Here is a 16,187-nt window from a genome sequence, read left to right on the forward strand (position 1 = left end):
TCTATGTTTTTTATTGATGTTGACGGACTTAAAGAAAATCGGCGCCGGCTTCGCTCGCGAAGCGGCCGGGATCGCCCTCCCAGACGATGCGGGCGTGCTCCAGCACATAGACGCGGTCGGCATGCGGCAGCGCGAAGGTGACGTTCTGCTCGCCGAGCAGCACCGCGATCGCGGTGGTCTGCCGCAGCTTCGTCAGCGCCTTGGACAATTGCTCGAGGATGACGGGAGCGAGGCCCAGCGTCGGCTCGTCCAGGATCAGGATCTGCGGCTGCATCATCAACGCGCGGCCGATCGCGAGCATCTGCTGCTCGCCGCCGGAGAGCGTTTGTGCCATCTGGCCCTGGCGCTCCTTCAGGATCGGGAACAGCTCGAACAGCCAGGCGAGCTGCGCGGCGCGCTTGTCGTCGGAGAGATGCTGGCCGCCGAGATCGAGGTTTTCGCGCACGCTCATCTCGCCGAACAGCTCGCGCGATTCCGGGCATTGCACGAGCCCGCTGCGCGCGATCTTCGCGGGGCTCGTGCCGCGCAGCTTGGCGCCGCTGCGCACGATCTCGCCGCTATAGGGCAGGAAGCCGGAGATGGTGTTGAACAGCGTGGTCTTGCCGGCGCCGTTGAGGCCGACGACGGAGACGAACTCGCCCTCGTGGACGTGGATCGAGACGTTCTCCAGCGCCTGCGCCTTGCCGTAGAACACGCTGACATTCTCGACCTGGAGCAGCGGCACCTTGTCCTTGAAGCTGGTCTCGGGCCGCGCATGGGTCTCTATGGCGCCGCCGAGATAGACCCGGCGCACCGTCTCGTTCTTCATGACGTCGTCGGCCTTGCCGGTGACGATTTCCTCGCCGAGATACATCGCGAGCACGCGGTCGACCAGCGCGGCGACGCTCTTGACGTTGTGGTCGACCAGCATCACGGCGCGGCCCTCGTCGCGAAAGCTGCGGATCAGGTCGGAGAAGACGTCGACCTCCGCCCGCGTCAGCCCGGCAAAGGGCTCGTCCACCAGCACGACCTTTGGGTCACGCGCGATCGCTTTCGCAAGCTCCAGCCGGCGCAAATCGGCGAAAGGCAGCGTCGGCGGTCGGCGGTTCATCACGCTGCCCAACCCGACGCGGTCGGCGATCCATTTGGCGCGCTCGACCAGCGCCTTGTCCGGGAACAGCATGAACAGGCTGTCCGGCAGCAGCGCGACCATGATGTTCTCCAGCACCGTCTGCCGGTTCAGCGGCCGCGAGTGCTGGAACACCATGCCAAAGCCTTTGCGCGCGATCTTGTGCGCGGGCAGGCCGGCGACGTTCTCGCCCTCGAAGATGACCTCGCCCGATGTCGGGCGCTCGATGCCCATCACGCTCTTCATCGCGGTCGACTTGCCGGAGCCGTTCGGCCCGATCAGGCCGAAGATCTCGCCGGCGTTCACCTCGAAGCCGAGGTTCTTCACCGCCGTCAATCCACCAAAGCGTTTTGTCAGGCCGCGGACGTCGAGCACGGGCCGGTTTGCGATCATATCCATCACGAGCGCGCCTCACGCGAGAGGGCCGCTCCGAGGAAGCCGCCGGGGAAGAACAGCACGACGAGGAGCGCGACCGCCGAGACGATGAAGGTCGCAAGCTCGCCGGTCGGCCTTAGGAATTCGCCGGCGACGATCAGGAAGATCGCGCCGAGCGCGGCGCCAAGCACGGTGCGCCGGCCGCCGAGCACGGCGGAGACGATCACGTTCACGCCGACCGCGACGTCGACGACGGTGCCGACCGAGGCGGTGCCGAAATAGAACACCAGCAGCGCTCCGGACAAACCAGAGAAGAACGCGCTGACGATGAAGGCGGCGAGCTTGTGCTTGACGATGTTGAAGCCGAGCGCGCCGGCCTGCACCGGATCCTGGCCGCTGGCCTGGAGCACGAGGCCAATCGGCGATTGCGACAGGCCGTAGAGGATCGCCGCCGAGATCGTCATGAAGCCGAGCGCGATCCAGTAATTGGCGCCGGCGTTGATGGTGATGACGTCGGGGATGGTCAGGCCGATCTCGCCGCCGGTGAGATCGGCGTACACCACGATGAAATTCTGCAACATCAACACCGCGACCAGCGTGGTTAGGCCGAAATACGGACCGCGCACGCGCAGAGCCGGCAGCGCCAGCACGAGGCCCGCGATGACGGAGGCCAGCGCCCCCAGCACGATGCAGAGATAGACCGACCAGCCGAACTGGGCATTCAAGATGCCGGCGGTGTAGGCGCCGACGCCGATCAGGAAGGTGGGCCCGAAATTGACCTCGCCCGCGAAGCCGAACAGCAGGTCCCAGGCCATCGCGAACACGCCGAAATAGAACGCGACGGTGAGCAGGCCGAGCACGTAGCCGGAGACGTAGAGCGGCAGCGTTGCCGCGACGATGACGAGCGCGACCGAGATGAAGAACAGGCGGGAGGTGAAGAAGGTGGACATCTCAGCGCCTCCCCAGAAGGCCCTGGGGCCGGATATACATCACGAACACGAGCAGCAGCAGCGCCGGAATGGTGCGGTAGGCCGGCGAGACCAGGTAGGCCGTCAGCGTCTCGAGATAGCCGACCACGAAGGCCGCGATCAGCGAGCCGGAGACGCTGCCGAGACCGCCGAGCACCACGATCGAGAACGCACTCGCCGTCAGCGGTCCGACGCTATAGGAGCTGACCCCCAGGAACATGCCGAGCAGCACGCCGGCGATGCCGGCGAGAATGCCGTAGATCGCCCACACAACGACGTAGATGTTGGTGAGCTCGAGCCCGAGCAGGGTGACGCCGCGCGGGTTCATCGACGCCGCCAGCACCGCCTTGCCGGTGCGGGTGCGGTTCACGAGCAGCCACAGCAGCGCGATGACGAAGCAGCACACGATCGCGGTGAAGATCTCGTTCTTCGGCGTGCGGACGCCGAGGATCTCGACGACGCCCTCGACGATCGGCAGCACGGTCTTGGCGTTGTTGGTGAAGAAATAGGCGATCAGCTCCTGGATCATGATGCCCCAGAGCAGCGTTCCCGTGAGGACGAAGATCTCCTTCTCCTCGTTGGGAATGCGCCGGGAGTCCTGAATGGGCTTCACCACGGCGAAATAGGTCGCGAAGGCGGTGAGGAGGGCGACGGCGACCCCGATCAGCGCACCGGCATAGGTGCCGACGTTGAGGATGCTGGCAGCGGCCCAGGCCGCCACCGCTGCGGCCACCATGATGGCACCGTGGGAGAGGTTGAGCACGCCGGAGACGCCGAAGATCAGGGTGAAGCCGGTGGCACCGAGAGCGTAGAGAGCGCTGATGGCAAAGCCATCGATCAATATCTGGAAAGCTCGCATCTATGATTGGCCGGGTGGCAGCCGAGCTGCCGCTTTGAGGAAAGGTGCTGCTGAGAGCCGCATGCGGAAGCTCCCGGGAGGTGGTCCCGGGAGCATGTCCTGCTAGTTGCTGAGCTTGATGAAGCTCGGGAACTTGACGTCGACCTTGGCGACGTCCTTGGGCCAGACCGCGCTCTGCTTGCCGTCCTGCCATTGCAGCATCAGCCCGGTGATCAGGCCCTTGCCATATTTGATCGAGTGGGTGAACGGATCGTCCTTGCCGTAGAACTGGACGCGGCCGATCGTGCCTTCCCAGTCGGTCTTCTCCAGCGCGGCGACGAGCTTGTCGGCGTCGCTCGAGCCGGCGCGCTTCACCGCGTCGGCGATGTAGTAGACCTCGTCATAGGCGGTGTAGCCGGCATAGGACGGATAATTGCCGAACTTCTTCTTGAAGTTCTCCGCGAACGGCACCGATTTCGGCGTCACCGCGACGCCGGGCCCGGAGACGCCCTGATAGAGCACGCCTTCGGCCGCCTGGTTGGTATCCTTGCCGAAGGTCTCGTTGGTTGCCTGCGAGGAGATGCCGAACATCGGGATCGGCACCTGCTGGTTCTTCCACTGCACCGTCGGCTGCACGCCCACATGGGAGATGCCGGTGATGATCACGTCGGGCTTGGAGCCTTCGATCTTGTTGAAGATCGGCGTGAAGTCGGTCGTATCGGGCGAGAAGCGGATGTGGTCGAGCACCTTCAGCCCGATCTTGGGCAGGCATTCCTCGTAGCCGATGTCGAGCGGCTTGGTCCAGGCGGCGTCCTCGCTCATGATGACCGCGGTCTTCATGTGCATCCTGTCGACGAGCAGGTCCTTGGCGCCGTCGCAGACCGAGAGCGCCAGCGCGGCCGAGGTCAGATAGCCGTGGAAGGTGTACTTGTTCTTCTCGTAATCGGCGTGGACGCTCTTGCTGATCTCGTTGGAGGCGGCACCCGGCGTGACGAACGGCGTCTTCAGCCGGGAGGCCCAGGGCTCCAGCGCCAGCACCACCTCGCTGATATAGCTGGCGATGACCGCGTTGACCTTGTCCTCGTTCACCGCGCGCTGGAACGCACGCACTGAATCCGCCGACGAGGAGTGATTGTCGTAAGAGATGATCTCGATCTTGCGGCCGTCGACGCCGCCATTGGCGTTGATCTCGTCGGCGGCAAGCTGCGCCGCCTGTGGAATGGAGGCGCCGGCAATCGCCTGCGCTTCCGCGATCACGCCGATCTTGAGGGGATCGGCTGCAAGTGCCGCGCCTGACGCTGCCATCATCGCGCCTGTCGCGGCCGCACCGAGCGCTATTCGCAATGCAACAGAGAGTCGTTTTTTCATGTTGTTCTCTCCCTTTGAACAGGCCTCTTGTGAGCCATTATGTCGCAACTATAACGGCGGGGGCTCTCTCGGCAAGTGAAACCGCGTTCAGGATTGGTAGAGACGGACTAAAGTCTAGCGTTGCGCAAATTGCGGGCAGGGTAGGTGCGAGACACTCATGACGCGCGCAGGCATGCAGATTCTGTCGGCGGGCATGCGTGAGCGTCGAAGCCTTGGAGTCGAAGCCTTGGAGCGGGCGGTAGCCTACAAGACGAGCAGCGATGCCGGTTCAGCGCGCTTGCAGCAGTGATGGATCGAGCGGCGTCAATCGGGCCGGATCGAATGGCGACAAGTCTACACGCGTCGCATCCTTGGCGATCAGCTGCGCCAGCGCTTCGCCGGTGGCGGGCGCATTGAGGATGCCCCAGACATTGTGCCCGGTCGCAACATAGAGGCCTTCGCTCTGCGGCACCTTGCCGATCAACGGCAGGCCATCCTCAGTCACCGGTCGGAAGCAGGCCTGCTGCGCGATGATTTTTTCGGGACGAAACAGTGGCGACAGCCGTTCGCACATGATTTGCAAGCGCGCGATCGCATCGACGTCCGGCACTACGGCCGCCGGATCGAGCGGCAGCGGCGCGATGTCCGAGAGTGCGGTGATATGCGTGCTGCCGTCGGCGCGTGGAAACACTTCGATCGACACGGCGCTGCCGTCCTCGTCATGCTCCAGGAACAACGCATCGGCGGGCACGTTGGGGCCGAGATCGTACACGATGCTCGGGCTGCGCTGGCCATAGACAGCGGGCAGGCGCATCCATTGTGCGGCGAGCAATGACCATGGCCCCATCGCGATCACGACAGCGTCCGCCTCGACGAGGCTGCCTTCGACCTCGACACCCTTCGCGGTCGTCCCATTCGCGTCGCGCGCGATGCCCGTGATGCGGCCAACGCGAAGCTTGGCGCCTTGCGCGACTGCCGCGTTCATCACGGCCGACGCAAATTTGCGGGGATGAACGATCGCAGTCGTCTGCGTCGTACCGATGCGCTGCGCGATGACGACGCCGTCGGCGAGCCAGCCGAGCGCGGATGGTGCATTCCGGCGCGAATCCCCGTCGGACACAACAAAGCCGCTATACGCGGTCATCGGGCGATAGCCCCAATCGCCGGCGATCTCCTCCGCCAGCTGCGCATGAAGCACAAAACTCCGCCGCGCGAGTGCGTCGAGCGGCGAGCCGGTGCACCAGTCACGCGCCAGAAAGCCGCCGGCCTTGCCGGAGGCTGCGGCCGCGACCTCGGTCCGTTCGACCACGATGACCTCGATGCCGTGGCGCCGGAGAAACAAGGCGGTGCAGGCCCCGATCACGCCGCCGCCGCAGATGATGACGCGCATGGCTTGTTCCTTGGATAGTGCTGCGCTGATGTGCGCAACATCGCCTGTTCGGCACGATCGTTCAGGCCAAGATTGCCGCTTCGCCGCTAGAGGTGCAATTCTGTCGTATATCGAATGTCGTCACTCAACGATCATGCGAGCGTCATAAAGAATCACAAAAGCGTCATGCCGCAAGCCGCCAATGGAGCAGGCGCTGGGGCGGACACTCTACGGGGAGGGTAAACCATGGCGCTCAGATTCCGCAGCATCGACGGCTCCAACAACAATCGTGCGGATCCCACCTTGAACCAGGCCGGCACCGACTTTGCTCGGCTGGGGCCGGCAAATTTCGTCGATGGGGTCAATGAAATGACGCCAGGTCCGAATCCGCGCGAGATCAGCAACATTGTCGTGGCGCAGACGGATATTGGCGATGGCGAGGAAGGCCCGCATCTGGTGGATGACGCCGGCGTCGCGCTGTCAGGCATGATGTATGCGTGGGGCCAGTTCATCGATCACGATCTGGATCTGCAGAAGGAGGGCACAGGCACGGATGATATCTCGATCAAGGTCCCGGCTGATGATGAGTTTCTGCCGCCCGGCAGCATGATCGCGTTGACGCGGGTGGCGATCGATCCTGCGACGGGGGTCACCGGGCATCCGGCAGCCGCGATCAATACGGTGACGGGTTGGCTGGACGGATCGCAGATCTACGGTTCCGACGCGGCCACCGCAGCGAGCCTGCGAACGGCCGACGGCCATATGAAGGTGTCGGCGGGAGACAATCTCCCGATCGTCGAGACCGAGCACGGCAACGTCTTTGCGGCCGGTGACGTACGGGCGCAGGAGAATCCCGACCTGACCGCCTTGCAAGTCTTGTTTGTGCGCGAGCACAATTACCAGGTCGATCGACTGCACGAGGAGCATCCGAACTGGAGCGGCGACAAGCTATACGAGACGGCCAAGGCCATCACCACGGCCGAGATGGTCAACATCACCTACAACGAGTTCCTGCCGCATCTGTTGGGCGAGGACGCCATCAAGCCGTACCAAGGCTATGACCGCACGGCGGACGCGCGGATCACCGAAGAGTTTGCCGGTGCGGCCTTTCGCTTCGGTCACTCCATCGTCTCCGACGAGATCAGTGCGACCAGCAATCTGGGTGCCTTTACGTCGGAGCAGACGCTGGCGCAATCGTTCTTCGAAGACACGGCGACTTTCAAGGCGACTGGTGCGGATGGCCTGCTGCGGCATCTGTCGGGCGACCTGGCCAACCCGCTGGACGCTCACATTGTCGATGGCTTGCGAAACCTCCTGTTCGATCCTCCGGACGGCATGGATCTGGCAGCGATCAATATCCAACGCGGCCATGATCTTGGGCTGGGTACACTGAACCAAACCCGGGAGGCGCTGGGGCTTGCGCCTTACACCAGCTTCGATCAGCTCAGCTCTGATCCGGCGACGGCAGCAGCGTTCGAGAAAGCCTATGGTTCGATCGATGCCGTCGATTTGTGGGCCGGTGGATTGGCTGAGGATCATGCGCCAGGAGCCGTCATCGGGCCCACCTTCGGCACAATCATCGCCGACCAGTTCGCCGCTTTGCGCGACGGCGATCGCTACTACTTCGAGAACCAGGGCTTCGATAAGCAGACCCTGAATGAGATAAAGAACACCACGCTGTCGGACCTCATTCTGCGCGACACCGATACCACTGCGATGCAGAGCGATGCCTTCGTCGCCACCGAGCGGCACAGCGGCACGCTGGGCGGCGTAGACCCGACCGGAGAAAAGGCTGCAGCAGGCATGGCGCAGCTTGTGGTCGGATCTCCCGGCAGGGATACCCTGACCGGCGGAGATCTGGATGACACGCTGGTCGCCGCGGCCGGCCGCATGACCATGACCGGAGGTGCCGGTGCCGACACATTCGAATTCGACCTTGGTGTTCTCGCAGGTAAGCACAACACCGCGGTCATCACCGACTTCGATCCCAAACAGGACAAACTGCAATTTTCGAACGACGTTCACGTCACGAAATCATCGGACCATCATGGCGGAACCCTGTTGCAGGTCGGCTCCGAGACCATCGACCTGCTGGGCGTAAAGCCGTATGAGATGCATCATCACGAATGGGGATAATGCTGGGTCGCTTCAAACGAGCAATACAGCATCATTCGGCGCCGGCGAGGCACGCCGGCGCCGTGTCGTGATCTTGCTCGTCCCGCGTCAGCCTGGGCCGGCGCCTTGCGTCGCCGTATACACCGCGTAGAGCGACTGGCTCGCGGCCATGAACAGGCGGTTGCGCTTGGGGCCGCCGAAGCAGACGTTGCCGCACACTTCCGGCAGGCGGATGCGGCCGAGCAGCTTGCCCGCCGGCGACCACACCGTCACACCGCTATAGCCGACGGCGCGCCCGGCGTTGCTGGAGGACCAGACATTGCCGTTGACGTCGCAGCGCAGGCCGTCGGGCCCGCACTTCACCCCGTCGATCACGCAGTCGCTGAACTTCCTGGGGTTGGAGAGCTTGTTGTCGGTGCCGACGTCGAACACGAAGATCTCGCCGTTGCCGCCGGGCCCGGTGTCGCCCGGTCCCTTGCCGGTCGAGGCGACGTAGAGCTTCTTGTAGTCCGGTGAGAAGCACAGGCCGTTGGGATCGGGCACCTGGTCCTCGGTGACGACGAGGTCGATGCGGCCCGAGGGATCGATGCGATAACAGTTGGTCGGCAGCTCGCGCTTGCCCGGCACGAAGCCGGCCGGCTGTCCGATCCGCGGATTGAGCTTGCCGCCTGCGTTGCTCGGGCCGCCCGCGACGTCGGGCTCGCCTTCATAGAGCTGGCCGCCATAGGGCGGGTCGGTGAACCAGTAGCTGCCGTCGGGATGCGCGGCGACGTCGTTCGGCGAGTTCAGGCGCTTGCCCTGATAGGAGTCCGCGAGCACCGTGGCCGTGCCGTCATGCTCGTAGCGCGTGACCCGCCGGGTCAGGTGTTCGCAGGAGAGCTGACGGCCCTGGAAGTCGAACGAGTTGCCGTTGGAATTGTTGGAGGGCGTGCGGAACACGCTGACGCGGCCGTCGTCCTCGGTCCAGCGCATCTGCCGGTTGTTGGGGATGTCGCTCCAGAGGAGATAACGGCCCTGCGCGCTCCAGGCCGGGCCCTCGGCCCACAACAAGCCGGTGTAGAGGCGCTTGATCGCGGTGTTGGGCTGCGCCAGATCGTCGAAGGACGGATCGACGGTGATGATGTCGGGGTCCGAGAAATAAGTCGTCGGCGCGCCGTTGGGGCCGAAATCGCGCGGCGGGGTGGTGATCGTCGTTGGCGGTGCGGCAGGTCCGGTCTGGGCCAGCGCGGGGCCGGCTACGGTCGCCGCAGCGCCGAGCGCAAGTCCCCGCACGAGTGTTCGTCGTGAAAGCGCAGCATCCTGGTCACGCTGCTCTGGGCGTTTCATCGCGTCCTCCCGGTTATGTTCGGCTGGCCGGTTGATCCGGCCGAGCGGGCGGAGGTTAGTCCGGTCCGCGCCCGGTTGCGAGGGGCAGGTACGCATCCTCCGCGCGATGGCAGGCTTGGGAAGGCTGGAACGCGGCGGCATTGCGGCGAGGCGAGGGCAGAAGCGGCAATTGGTCCCGGTCTCGTCGTTCGGGGCCTGTCGTCGGGCTTTGCGCGGTCAACCGGTGCGGCTTTTAGGACCTGTCAAGCCTTGACCTCACGCGCGATGATGGCAGAACGTTTCCGGGGTATCAGCCGGAGTTCATTGTGTTAGCCGTTGTCGCACTGGTCATTGCGCTCGCCATCGCGTTCGCCGCCGGCTATTTCACCCGCGATCTCGCCTCCCGCAAACGACGCGCGGAGGCGCGCCGCTGGCGCGAATATACCGAGCCGGGCTGGCTCCGCGCCGCCGCACCCGCCAACACCAACGAGGCCGCCCCCGTCGCCACCGGCGAGCTCGGCCAGATGCTGGACCGTTGGGAAAGCAGGGCCCGCGCCCGCCGCGCCGGATAGCCCGGCCGGCGATCAGGCCGGCACTCCACCCGCATTCCGATGAGCGACTTGTCCGCCTTGGCTCGAAGAGCGAAGGCGGAAGCGATATCCGGGACGGCTGATCCCGCAGATCGCTCCGTTTCCGATCACTGCAATCCGTCAAGCTGCCCCCCCAAGACAACAGGAGCGCGGTGAGCGTTGTCGCCGCGTGTGCATTTGTGCGGAGTCCGCGCTCGCGGCGACGCGATGGGCCCGTGGATCGTGCGTGCGATGAGAAGGTCGGCGATCCAGCCGCTGGCTTTCCAACAGTCATTGGACGCGCGCTGCCCGGCTTTCATGTAACGGACATATCATTATGCAACATGAATTATGATATCAGGTAAGTTTTCCTAAAATCGGAATTTTCACGCCGTCCTCGCGGTGCTGATCCCCGGAAATCCTGCCTCGTGAATTCTGGATTCTCCGTCCGCGAGCAGGACGGCAACAAGGAAGAACAACCATGACCGATACACTCACCGCCGGCTCCATCGCATTCACCGGCTTCAACGCGGACGGCGACGACAGCCTCGCCTTCGTCTCGTTCTCCGACATCAAGGCCGGCACCGTCATCCATTTCACCGACAACGCATGGAACGGCTCAAGCTTCGCCTCGGACGAGAACGTCTGGAGCTGGACCGCGACCAGCGACGTCGCCGCCGGCACGATCATCACCATGAGCGGCCTCGGTGCCGGTGGCTCGGCGGCATCCAACGCCGGAACCGTGGCGTTCGACACCGCCAATGCGCGTGACATCGCCGACCTCAACGAAGTCGTCTACGCCTACACCGGCAGCGCGACTGCGCCGGTGTTCCTGACCGCGATCACCAATGCCGTCTTCAACGCCAGCCTCGGACGCGGCACGCTCAACGGCACCGGCCTCACCCAGGGGGTCGATGCCAAGCAGCTGAACGGCAGCCCCGACATCGCCGCCTATGTCGGCGACCGATCGAGCCTTGCCAGCATCGACGACTACAAGGCCAACATCTACGCCACGGCCAACTGGGTGCTGCAGGGTGGTAACGGCGACCAGAGCCATGACGGCACCGCCCCCGACCTGCCGTTCTCGACCCAGGCCTTCACCGCCGACCCGACCGCGCAGAAGATCGAGTTCGCCTCCGTTACAGCGAGCGTCACTGAGGGCGATAGCGGCGATACGGTGGTGACGCTGACGCTGAACCGCACCGGCTCGACCTCTGGGGTCACCACCTTCTCCGGCACACTGGCCAACATGTCGGGCATGTACGGCTACGCGGACGCCGACGATTTCGGCGGCACATTGCCGGCGTTCAGCGGCAGCTTCGCCGATGGCGCCTCGACCGCGACCGTGACGTTCCATATCAGCGGCGACACCACGTACGAGCCGGATGAACACTTCTTCGCCCTCCTCGATACGGTCGCGAGCGACAGCGGCCTTGTCTATATCGGCGACAAGGCGACGGCCGACGCCACCATCGTCAACGACGATCCGGTCCAGTTCTTCGGCTTTGCCGAGAACTCGCTGACAATTTCGCAATCGGAAGGCAATGCCGGCGACGTCAAGACCTTCACCTTCGTGGTCGAGCGGACCCACGGCACCGACGGCGATCTTTCGTTCAGCGGCGTGATCTCGTCTGGCTCCACTGACGCTGCTGACTTCGGCGGCACGGTGCCGTTGACGTTCTCCGGCGTCATCAAGGCCGGCGAGAGCACGGCCACCGTCACGATCACCACCACCGGCGATATCACGCTGGAAGGCAACGATAGCTTCAGCCTGCATCTGACCAATGCAAGCTCCAGCAACGGGACCACCATCGTCAACACCTACACCGACGCCACCGGTATCATCGTCAACGATGATCCGCTGCACATCGGCGCCGGCGAGAGCGTCACCTCGCCGCTCACCCTCGCCGACGGCGACCACCTCACGGTCGACCAGGGTGGCGTGCTCGCCGTTCCGGAGCCGCAGGACGGTAGTGAGGTCAGCGCGATCCTCTGGTCAGGCGGCACGGTGACCGTCGACAATGCCGGTGGCATCGGTGTCGATGGTACGAACTATCACGTGACGAGCGCCAACGGCGTGACCGGCTCCTTCACGTTCAACAATGCCGCGACCGGCGCCACTCGGGGCAGCATCGGGGTTCGCTACCTCGGTTCCGGGTCGGCCGTCACCGTGAACAATGCCGGCCTGATGAATGGCGGCGTCGGCTACGCGCTGGATTTCACCGACGTTGGCAAGGTGTCCACGGTGATCGTCAACAACCTCGCCGGCGGCATCATCACCAACAGTCAGGCCAATGCCGACGTGGTGCGCGGCGGCGCCAACATGGTGCTCAACAATTCCGGTATCATCCGGTCGGTCGCGAATGACGCTGCCAACGGATATTATGGCGGCGATGCGGTTGACTACAGCGGCAGCGCCGGCGGGGTCGTGCACAATTTTGCCGGCGGCGTGATCGAAGCGTCCCGCCACGCCATCACCAACAAGAAGGGCATCACCGTCATCAACGATGCCGGCGCGACCTTGTTTGGCCGTAACGGCTCCGGGATCAATATCGACAACGATGCGACCGTCGCCAATATCGTCCATGTCACCAACCGCGGCACGATCGTGGGTGCGTCCGCCGGATACGATGACAGCGACGGCGATGCGATCGACACCGACGGTCTCGTCAATCTCGACAATTATGGCCTGGTCCAGGGCATCGGCGCCAACGGCTATCACAACGGCGAAGTCAACGTCTCCGAGGGCGCGGCCATCGGCGGCGGCGTGATCAACAACTATGCCGGCGGAACCATCTACGGCTATGGGCGCGCCATCCAGGTCGACGATTCCAGCAACGGCGCGGCGCTCGGCGCGACGACGATCTACAATGAGGGCGTGATCCGGGGCGACGGCCATGGCCCGGAGGGTGTCGATCCCGCCGACGCGGCGGCGATGAACGCCCGGATCGTCGGCCGGGAGGCGATCGACATCCTCGGCAGCTTCGCCGACACCATCACCAACAAGGGCACCATCGTCGGCGGCATCTTCACCGACAGCAGCGACGACACGTTGAACAACAGCGGTCTGATGGTGGCGATGGGCGGTCCCGCGGTCGATCTCGGCGACGGCAACGACAGCTTCACCAACAGCGGCATCGTCTCCGGCGACGTGTTGCTGGGCGCCGGCGACGACACCATCAACCTCGTCGCCGGCTCGACCATCAGCGGCACGCTTGACGGCGGCGATGGCACCGACACGCTCTATCTGTCGGGCAACGGCCTGGGCACACTCTCGAACCGGGTGACCAATGTCGAGAGCCTGGTCGTCGCCGGCGGCATCTGGACTGCGGAGTTGAACGGCGACGGGATTCGCCTTCCGCTGGCCCGGTCATGGAGTGCGGATGCAGGACAGAGCGGCTATACCTCGATCACAGTGAAGAGCGGCGCGACGCTCGGCGTTTCGCGGTCCGAGCTGCTCGAGATGGGCAGCGCGGCCGGCCAGGAGAAAAACGACCATCTCGTCGTCGAGGCCGGCGGCAAAGTCGGTGCTCTTGTCGGTGCCGTACAACTCGGGACCGGTTCCACCACGATCGACAATGCGGGAATGATATCCGGCATTTCGATGGGAACGGACTCGGGGAAGGCCACCTTCGTGGTCAACAACGCAGCCACCGGACTCATCAGCGACAGCGTCTCCGGTCCCGGAGACCTCAATGGCGGGAGCCTGACGATCGTCAACGATGGCACCATCTCCGGCGCCAAGGCCATCGACCTGGAGAATACCCGCAACGGTTCGGTCAAGATATTCAACCACGCCGGCGGGATCATCTCGGCGATCGCCAACCAGGACGTCATCCGTGGCGGCACCGGCACCGCGATCGAGAATGCCGGGACGATCAGGTCCCGCGGCGATGACGGCCAAAACATCACGGGTGGTGACGCCATCGACTACAAGAAGAACGGTGGCGGCGCGGTTCACAACCTCGCTGGAGGCGTGATCGAAGGGTCGCACCATGCCGTGACCGGCAAGGTCGGCATCACCGTCGTCAACGACGAAGGCGCGACGATGATCGGCCGCAATGGTTCGGCTGTGAATATCGACAACAATGCGTCCGTCGCCAATACCGTCTATGTGACCAACCGCGGCACGATGATCGGCGCGTCCGCCGGTTACAGTGACAGCGACGGGGACGCCATCGACACCGATGGTCTGGTCAAGCTCGACAATTACGGCCTGGTCCAGGGCATCGGCGCCAATGGCTATCATAACGGCGAAGTCAACGTCTCCGAAGGAGTCGCCATCGGCGGCGGCGTGATCAACAACTTTGCCGGCGGCACCATCTACGGCTACGGGCGCGCCATCCAGGTCGATGATTCCAGCAACGGCGCGGCGCTCGGCGCGACGACGATCTACAATGAGGGCGTGATCCGGGGCGACGGCCATGGCCCGGAGGGCGTCGATCCCGCCGACGCGGCGGCGATGAACGCGAAAATCCTCGGCCGCGAGGCGATCGACATCCTCGGCAGCTTCGCCGACACCATCACCAACAAGGGCACCATCGTCGGCGGCATCTTCACCGACGACGGCGCCGACACGTTGAACAACAGCGGTCTGATGGTGGCGATGGGCGGTCCCGCGGTCGACCTCGGCGACGGCAACGACAGCTTCACCAACAGCGGCATCGTCTCCGGCGACGTGTTGGCGGGCGCCGGCGACGACACCATCAACCTCGTCGCCGGCTCGACCATCAGCGGCAGCATCGATGGCGGCGAGGGCAGCGACACGATCAACCTGTCCGGCACCGGCAACGGAACGCTGGGCAAGGCGACCGGTGTCGAAAAGCTCGATGTGCGGAGTGGCGCCTGGGCCATCAACAGTGATGCCAGCTACGCCAACGTCACGGTCGAAAGTGGTGCCGGCCTCGTGGTGCACGGTACGGTCACGGCGGTGACGGTGGAGCAGGGCGCCGAACTCTCCGTTTACGGCAGCGCGAACGGCGCGACCGTTTTCGGCGAACAGGCGATCCAGACTGGCGGTGTTACGACCGGTACGACGATCGGCGCGGGCGGCGAGCAGCGCGTCATCGATGGCGCGTCGGCGAGCGACACCACCATCGAGGGCGGCACCCAGCATGTCTACGGCTCCGCCGACGACACCGTGATCGACGCGGCCGGCCTCCAGCACGTCCATGGCAGTGCCACCGACACCATCGTCAACAGCGGCGGCGAGCAGAACGTCTATGCGGCTGCAACCGCCACCGGCACGACGGTGAATGCCGGCGGCATCCAGATCGACTGGGGCAACGCGGTCGCCACCACGATCGACGGCGGCAGCCAGTATGTCTACGGCACGGCGGCCGATACGGTCATCCTGTCCGGCACGCAGTACGTCGAGGCCGGCGGCGCCACCTACGGCACGATGATCGGCAGCGGCGGCACCGCTCACGCCTTCGTCGGAGCCTCGGTTCACAACGTGACTTTCGCAGGTGCTGATGCCACGCTGGTGCTGGATCACGCCTCCGACTTCAGCGGCTTCCTCTCCGGCTGGCAGGACGGCAACCATCTGGATCTCTCCGATATCCAGTTCGCCGCAGGCACGACGTTGGCCTACACCGCCAATGCCGGCAACAGCGGCGGCAAGCTGACGGTGTCGGACGGCTCGCATACGGCTTCGCTGGCGCTGCTCGGCCAATACACGGCGGCGGACTTCGCGCTGTCCTCCGACGGCCATGGCGGCACCATGATCAGCGATCCCGGCGCCGGGGTCCAGCAGAGCGCGCTCGCGTTGCCGCACGCGGCGTAAGGATCGGTCGGGATCGGTGAAGCGGATGCGCCGGGTGCCAGTTGGCGCCCGGCCTTCCTTGCGCCCTCTCTGTTGAGGGCGTGAAGCGGAGAGCAAGACTCGGGCGGACCACGCCGCGAGCGGGTGGGTGTGTGCCTGCTGTTTGGCATGCAGAGCTGATGCCGCCGCGCGCGTTTATCTATCTCCGTCACCCTGATGAAGTGGCCGCTTCTTCAGAGGCCCTCGAAGGGCGGCGTCCCCGCGGCACCAGCTCGGCCGTGCATCCTTCGAGGCTCCTCGTGTGCTGCTTCGCACCGCACGCCTCGCACCCCCAGCGGCAAACCCGTGGGGGGTGTTGGGGGGGGGGTGGGGGGCGCTGTGGGGGTGAATTGGGAACAAAGGGGGGGACGCCCCCCCCCCCGCAAAAAA

At 64.7% G+C, this 16,187-nt stretch carries 9 protein-coding genes; 3 read left to right on the plus strand and 6 right to left on the minus strand.

All coding sequences use genetic code 11. The features are described 5' to 3' along the window. Positions 1-28: 28 nt before the first annotated feature. The 5 genes from ABIB99_RS27605 to ABIB99_RS27625 form a co-directional block, all read right to left on the minus strand. Positions 29-1,507: an ATP-binding cassette domain-containing protein gene (locus ABIB99_RS27605; RefSeq protein ID WP_354178379.1), complete on the minus strand. Its 1,479-nt coding sequence runs from the start codon at positions 1,505-1,507 to the stop codon at positions 29-31. Beyond that, positions 1,507-2,433 (minus strand): branched-chain amino acid ABC transporter permease, encoded by a 927-nt coding sequence (locus tag ABIB99_RS27610; protein ID WP_354178381.1) that lies wholly within the window; start codon positions 2,431-2,433, stop codon positions 1,507-1,509. The genes ABIB99_RS27605 and ABIB99_RS27610 overlap by 1 nt, the downstream gene beginning before the upstream one ends. Position 2,434: 1 nt before the next feature. Next, positions 2,435-3,310, minus strand: a complete 876-nt coding sequence (locus ABIB99_RS27615) for a branched-chain amino acid ABC transporter permease (RefSeq protein WP_166343500.1) — start codon at positions 3,308-3,310, stop codon at positions 2,435-2,437. Between the two features lie 102 nt (positions 3,311-3,412). Next, complete coding sequence (locus ABIB99_RS27620) at positions 3,413-4,597, minus strand: ABC transporter substrate-binding protein (protein WP_354178392.1); 1,185 nt, start codon at positions 4,595-4,597, stop codon at positions 3,413-3,415. 328 nt (positions 4,598-4,925) lie between these two features. Beyond that, positions 4,926-6,026: an NAD(P)/FAD-dependent oxidoreductase gene (locus ABIB99_RS27625; RefSeq protein WP_354178384.1), complete on the minus strand. Its 1,101-nt coding sequence runs from the start codon at positions 6,024-6,026 to the stop codon at positions 4,926-4,928. Between the two features lie 225 nt (positions 6,027-6,251). On the opposite strand from ABIB99_RS27625, the gene ABIB99_RS27630 reads away from it, so the two are divergent. Then, entirely contained in the window at positions 6,252-8,141 is a 1,890-nt protein-coding gene (locus ABIB99_RS27630) for a peroxidase family protein (RefSeq protein WP_354178386.1), read from the plus strand. An 87-nt stretch (positions 8,142-8,228) separates the two neighbouring features. Here the strand turns inward: ABIB99_RS27630 and ABIB99_RS27635 are convergent, their stop codons facing one another. After that, positions 8,229-9,446 (minus strand): SMP-30/gluconolactonase/LRE family protein, encoded by a 1,218-nt coding sequence (locus ABIB99_RS27635; protein WP_283017447.1) that lies wholly within the window; start codon positions 9,444-9,446, stop codon positions 8,229-8,231. 305 nt (positions 9,447-9,751) lie between these two features. On the opposite strand from ABIB99_RS27635, the gene ABIB99_RS27640 reads away from it, so the two are divergent. Together ABIB99_RS27640 and ABIB99_RS27645 are read left to right on the plus strand one after the other, a co-directional pair. Next, positions 9,752-9,997: a hypothetical protein gene (locus ABIB99_RS27640; RefSeq protein ID WP_028152088.1), complete on the plus strand. Its 246-nt coding sequence runs from the start codon at positions 9,752-9,754 to the stop codon at positions 9,995-9,997. Between the two features lie 478 nt (positions 9,998-10,475). Next, positions 10,476-15,779, plus strand: coding sequence for a beta strand repeat-containing protein (locus ABIB99_RS27645; RefSeq protein WP_354178388.1), 5,304 nt, complete (start codon positions 10,476-10,478; stop codon positions 15,777-15,779). Positions 15,780-16,187 lie beyond the last annotated feature (408 nt).

It is taken from the genome of Bradyrhizobium sp. LA6.1, assembly GCF_040547805.1.
Classification (GTDB): Bacteria; Pseudomonadota; Alphaproteobacteria; order Rhizobiales; family Xanthobacteraceae; genus Bradyrhizobium; species Bradyrhizobium barranii.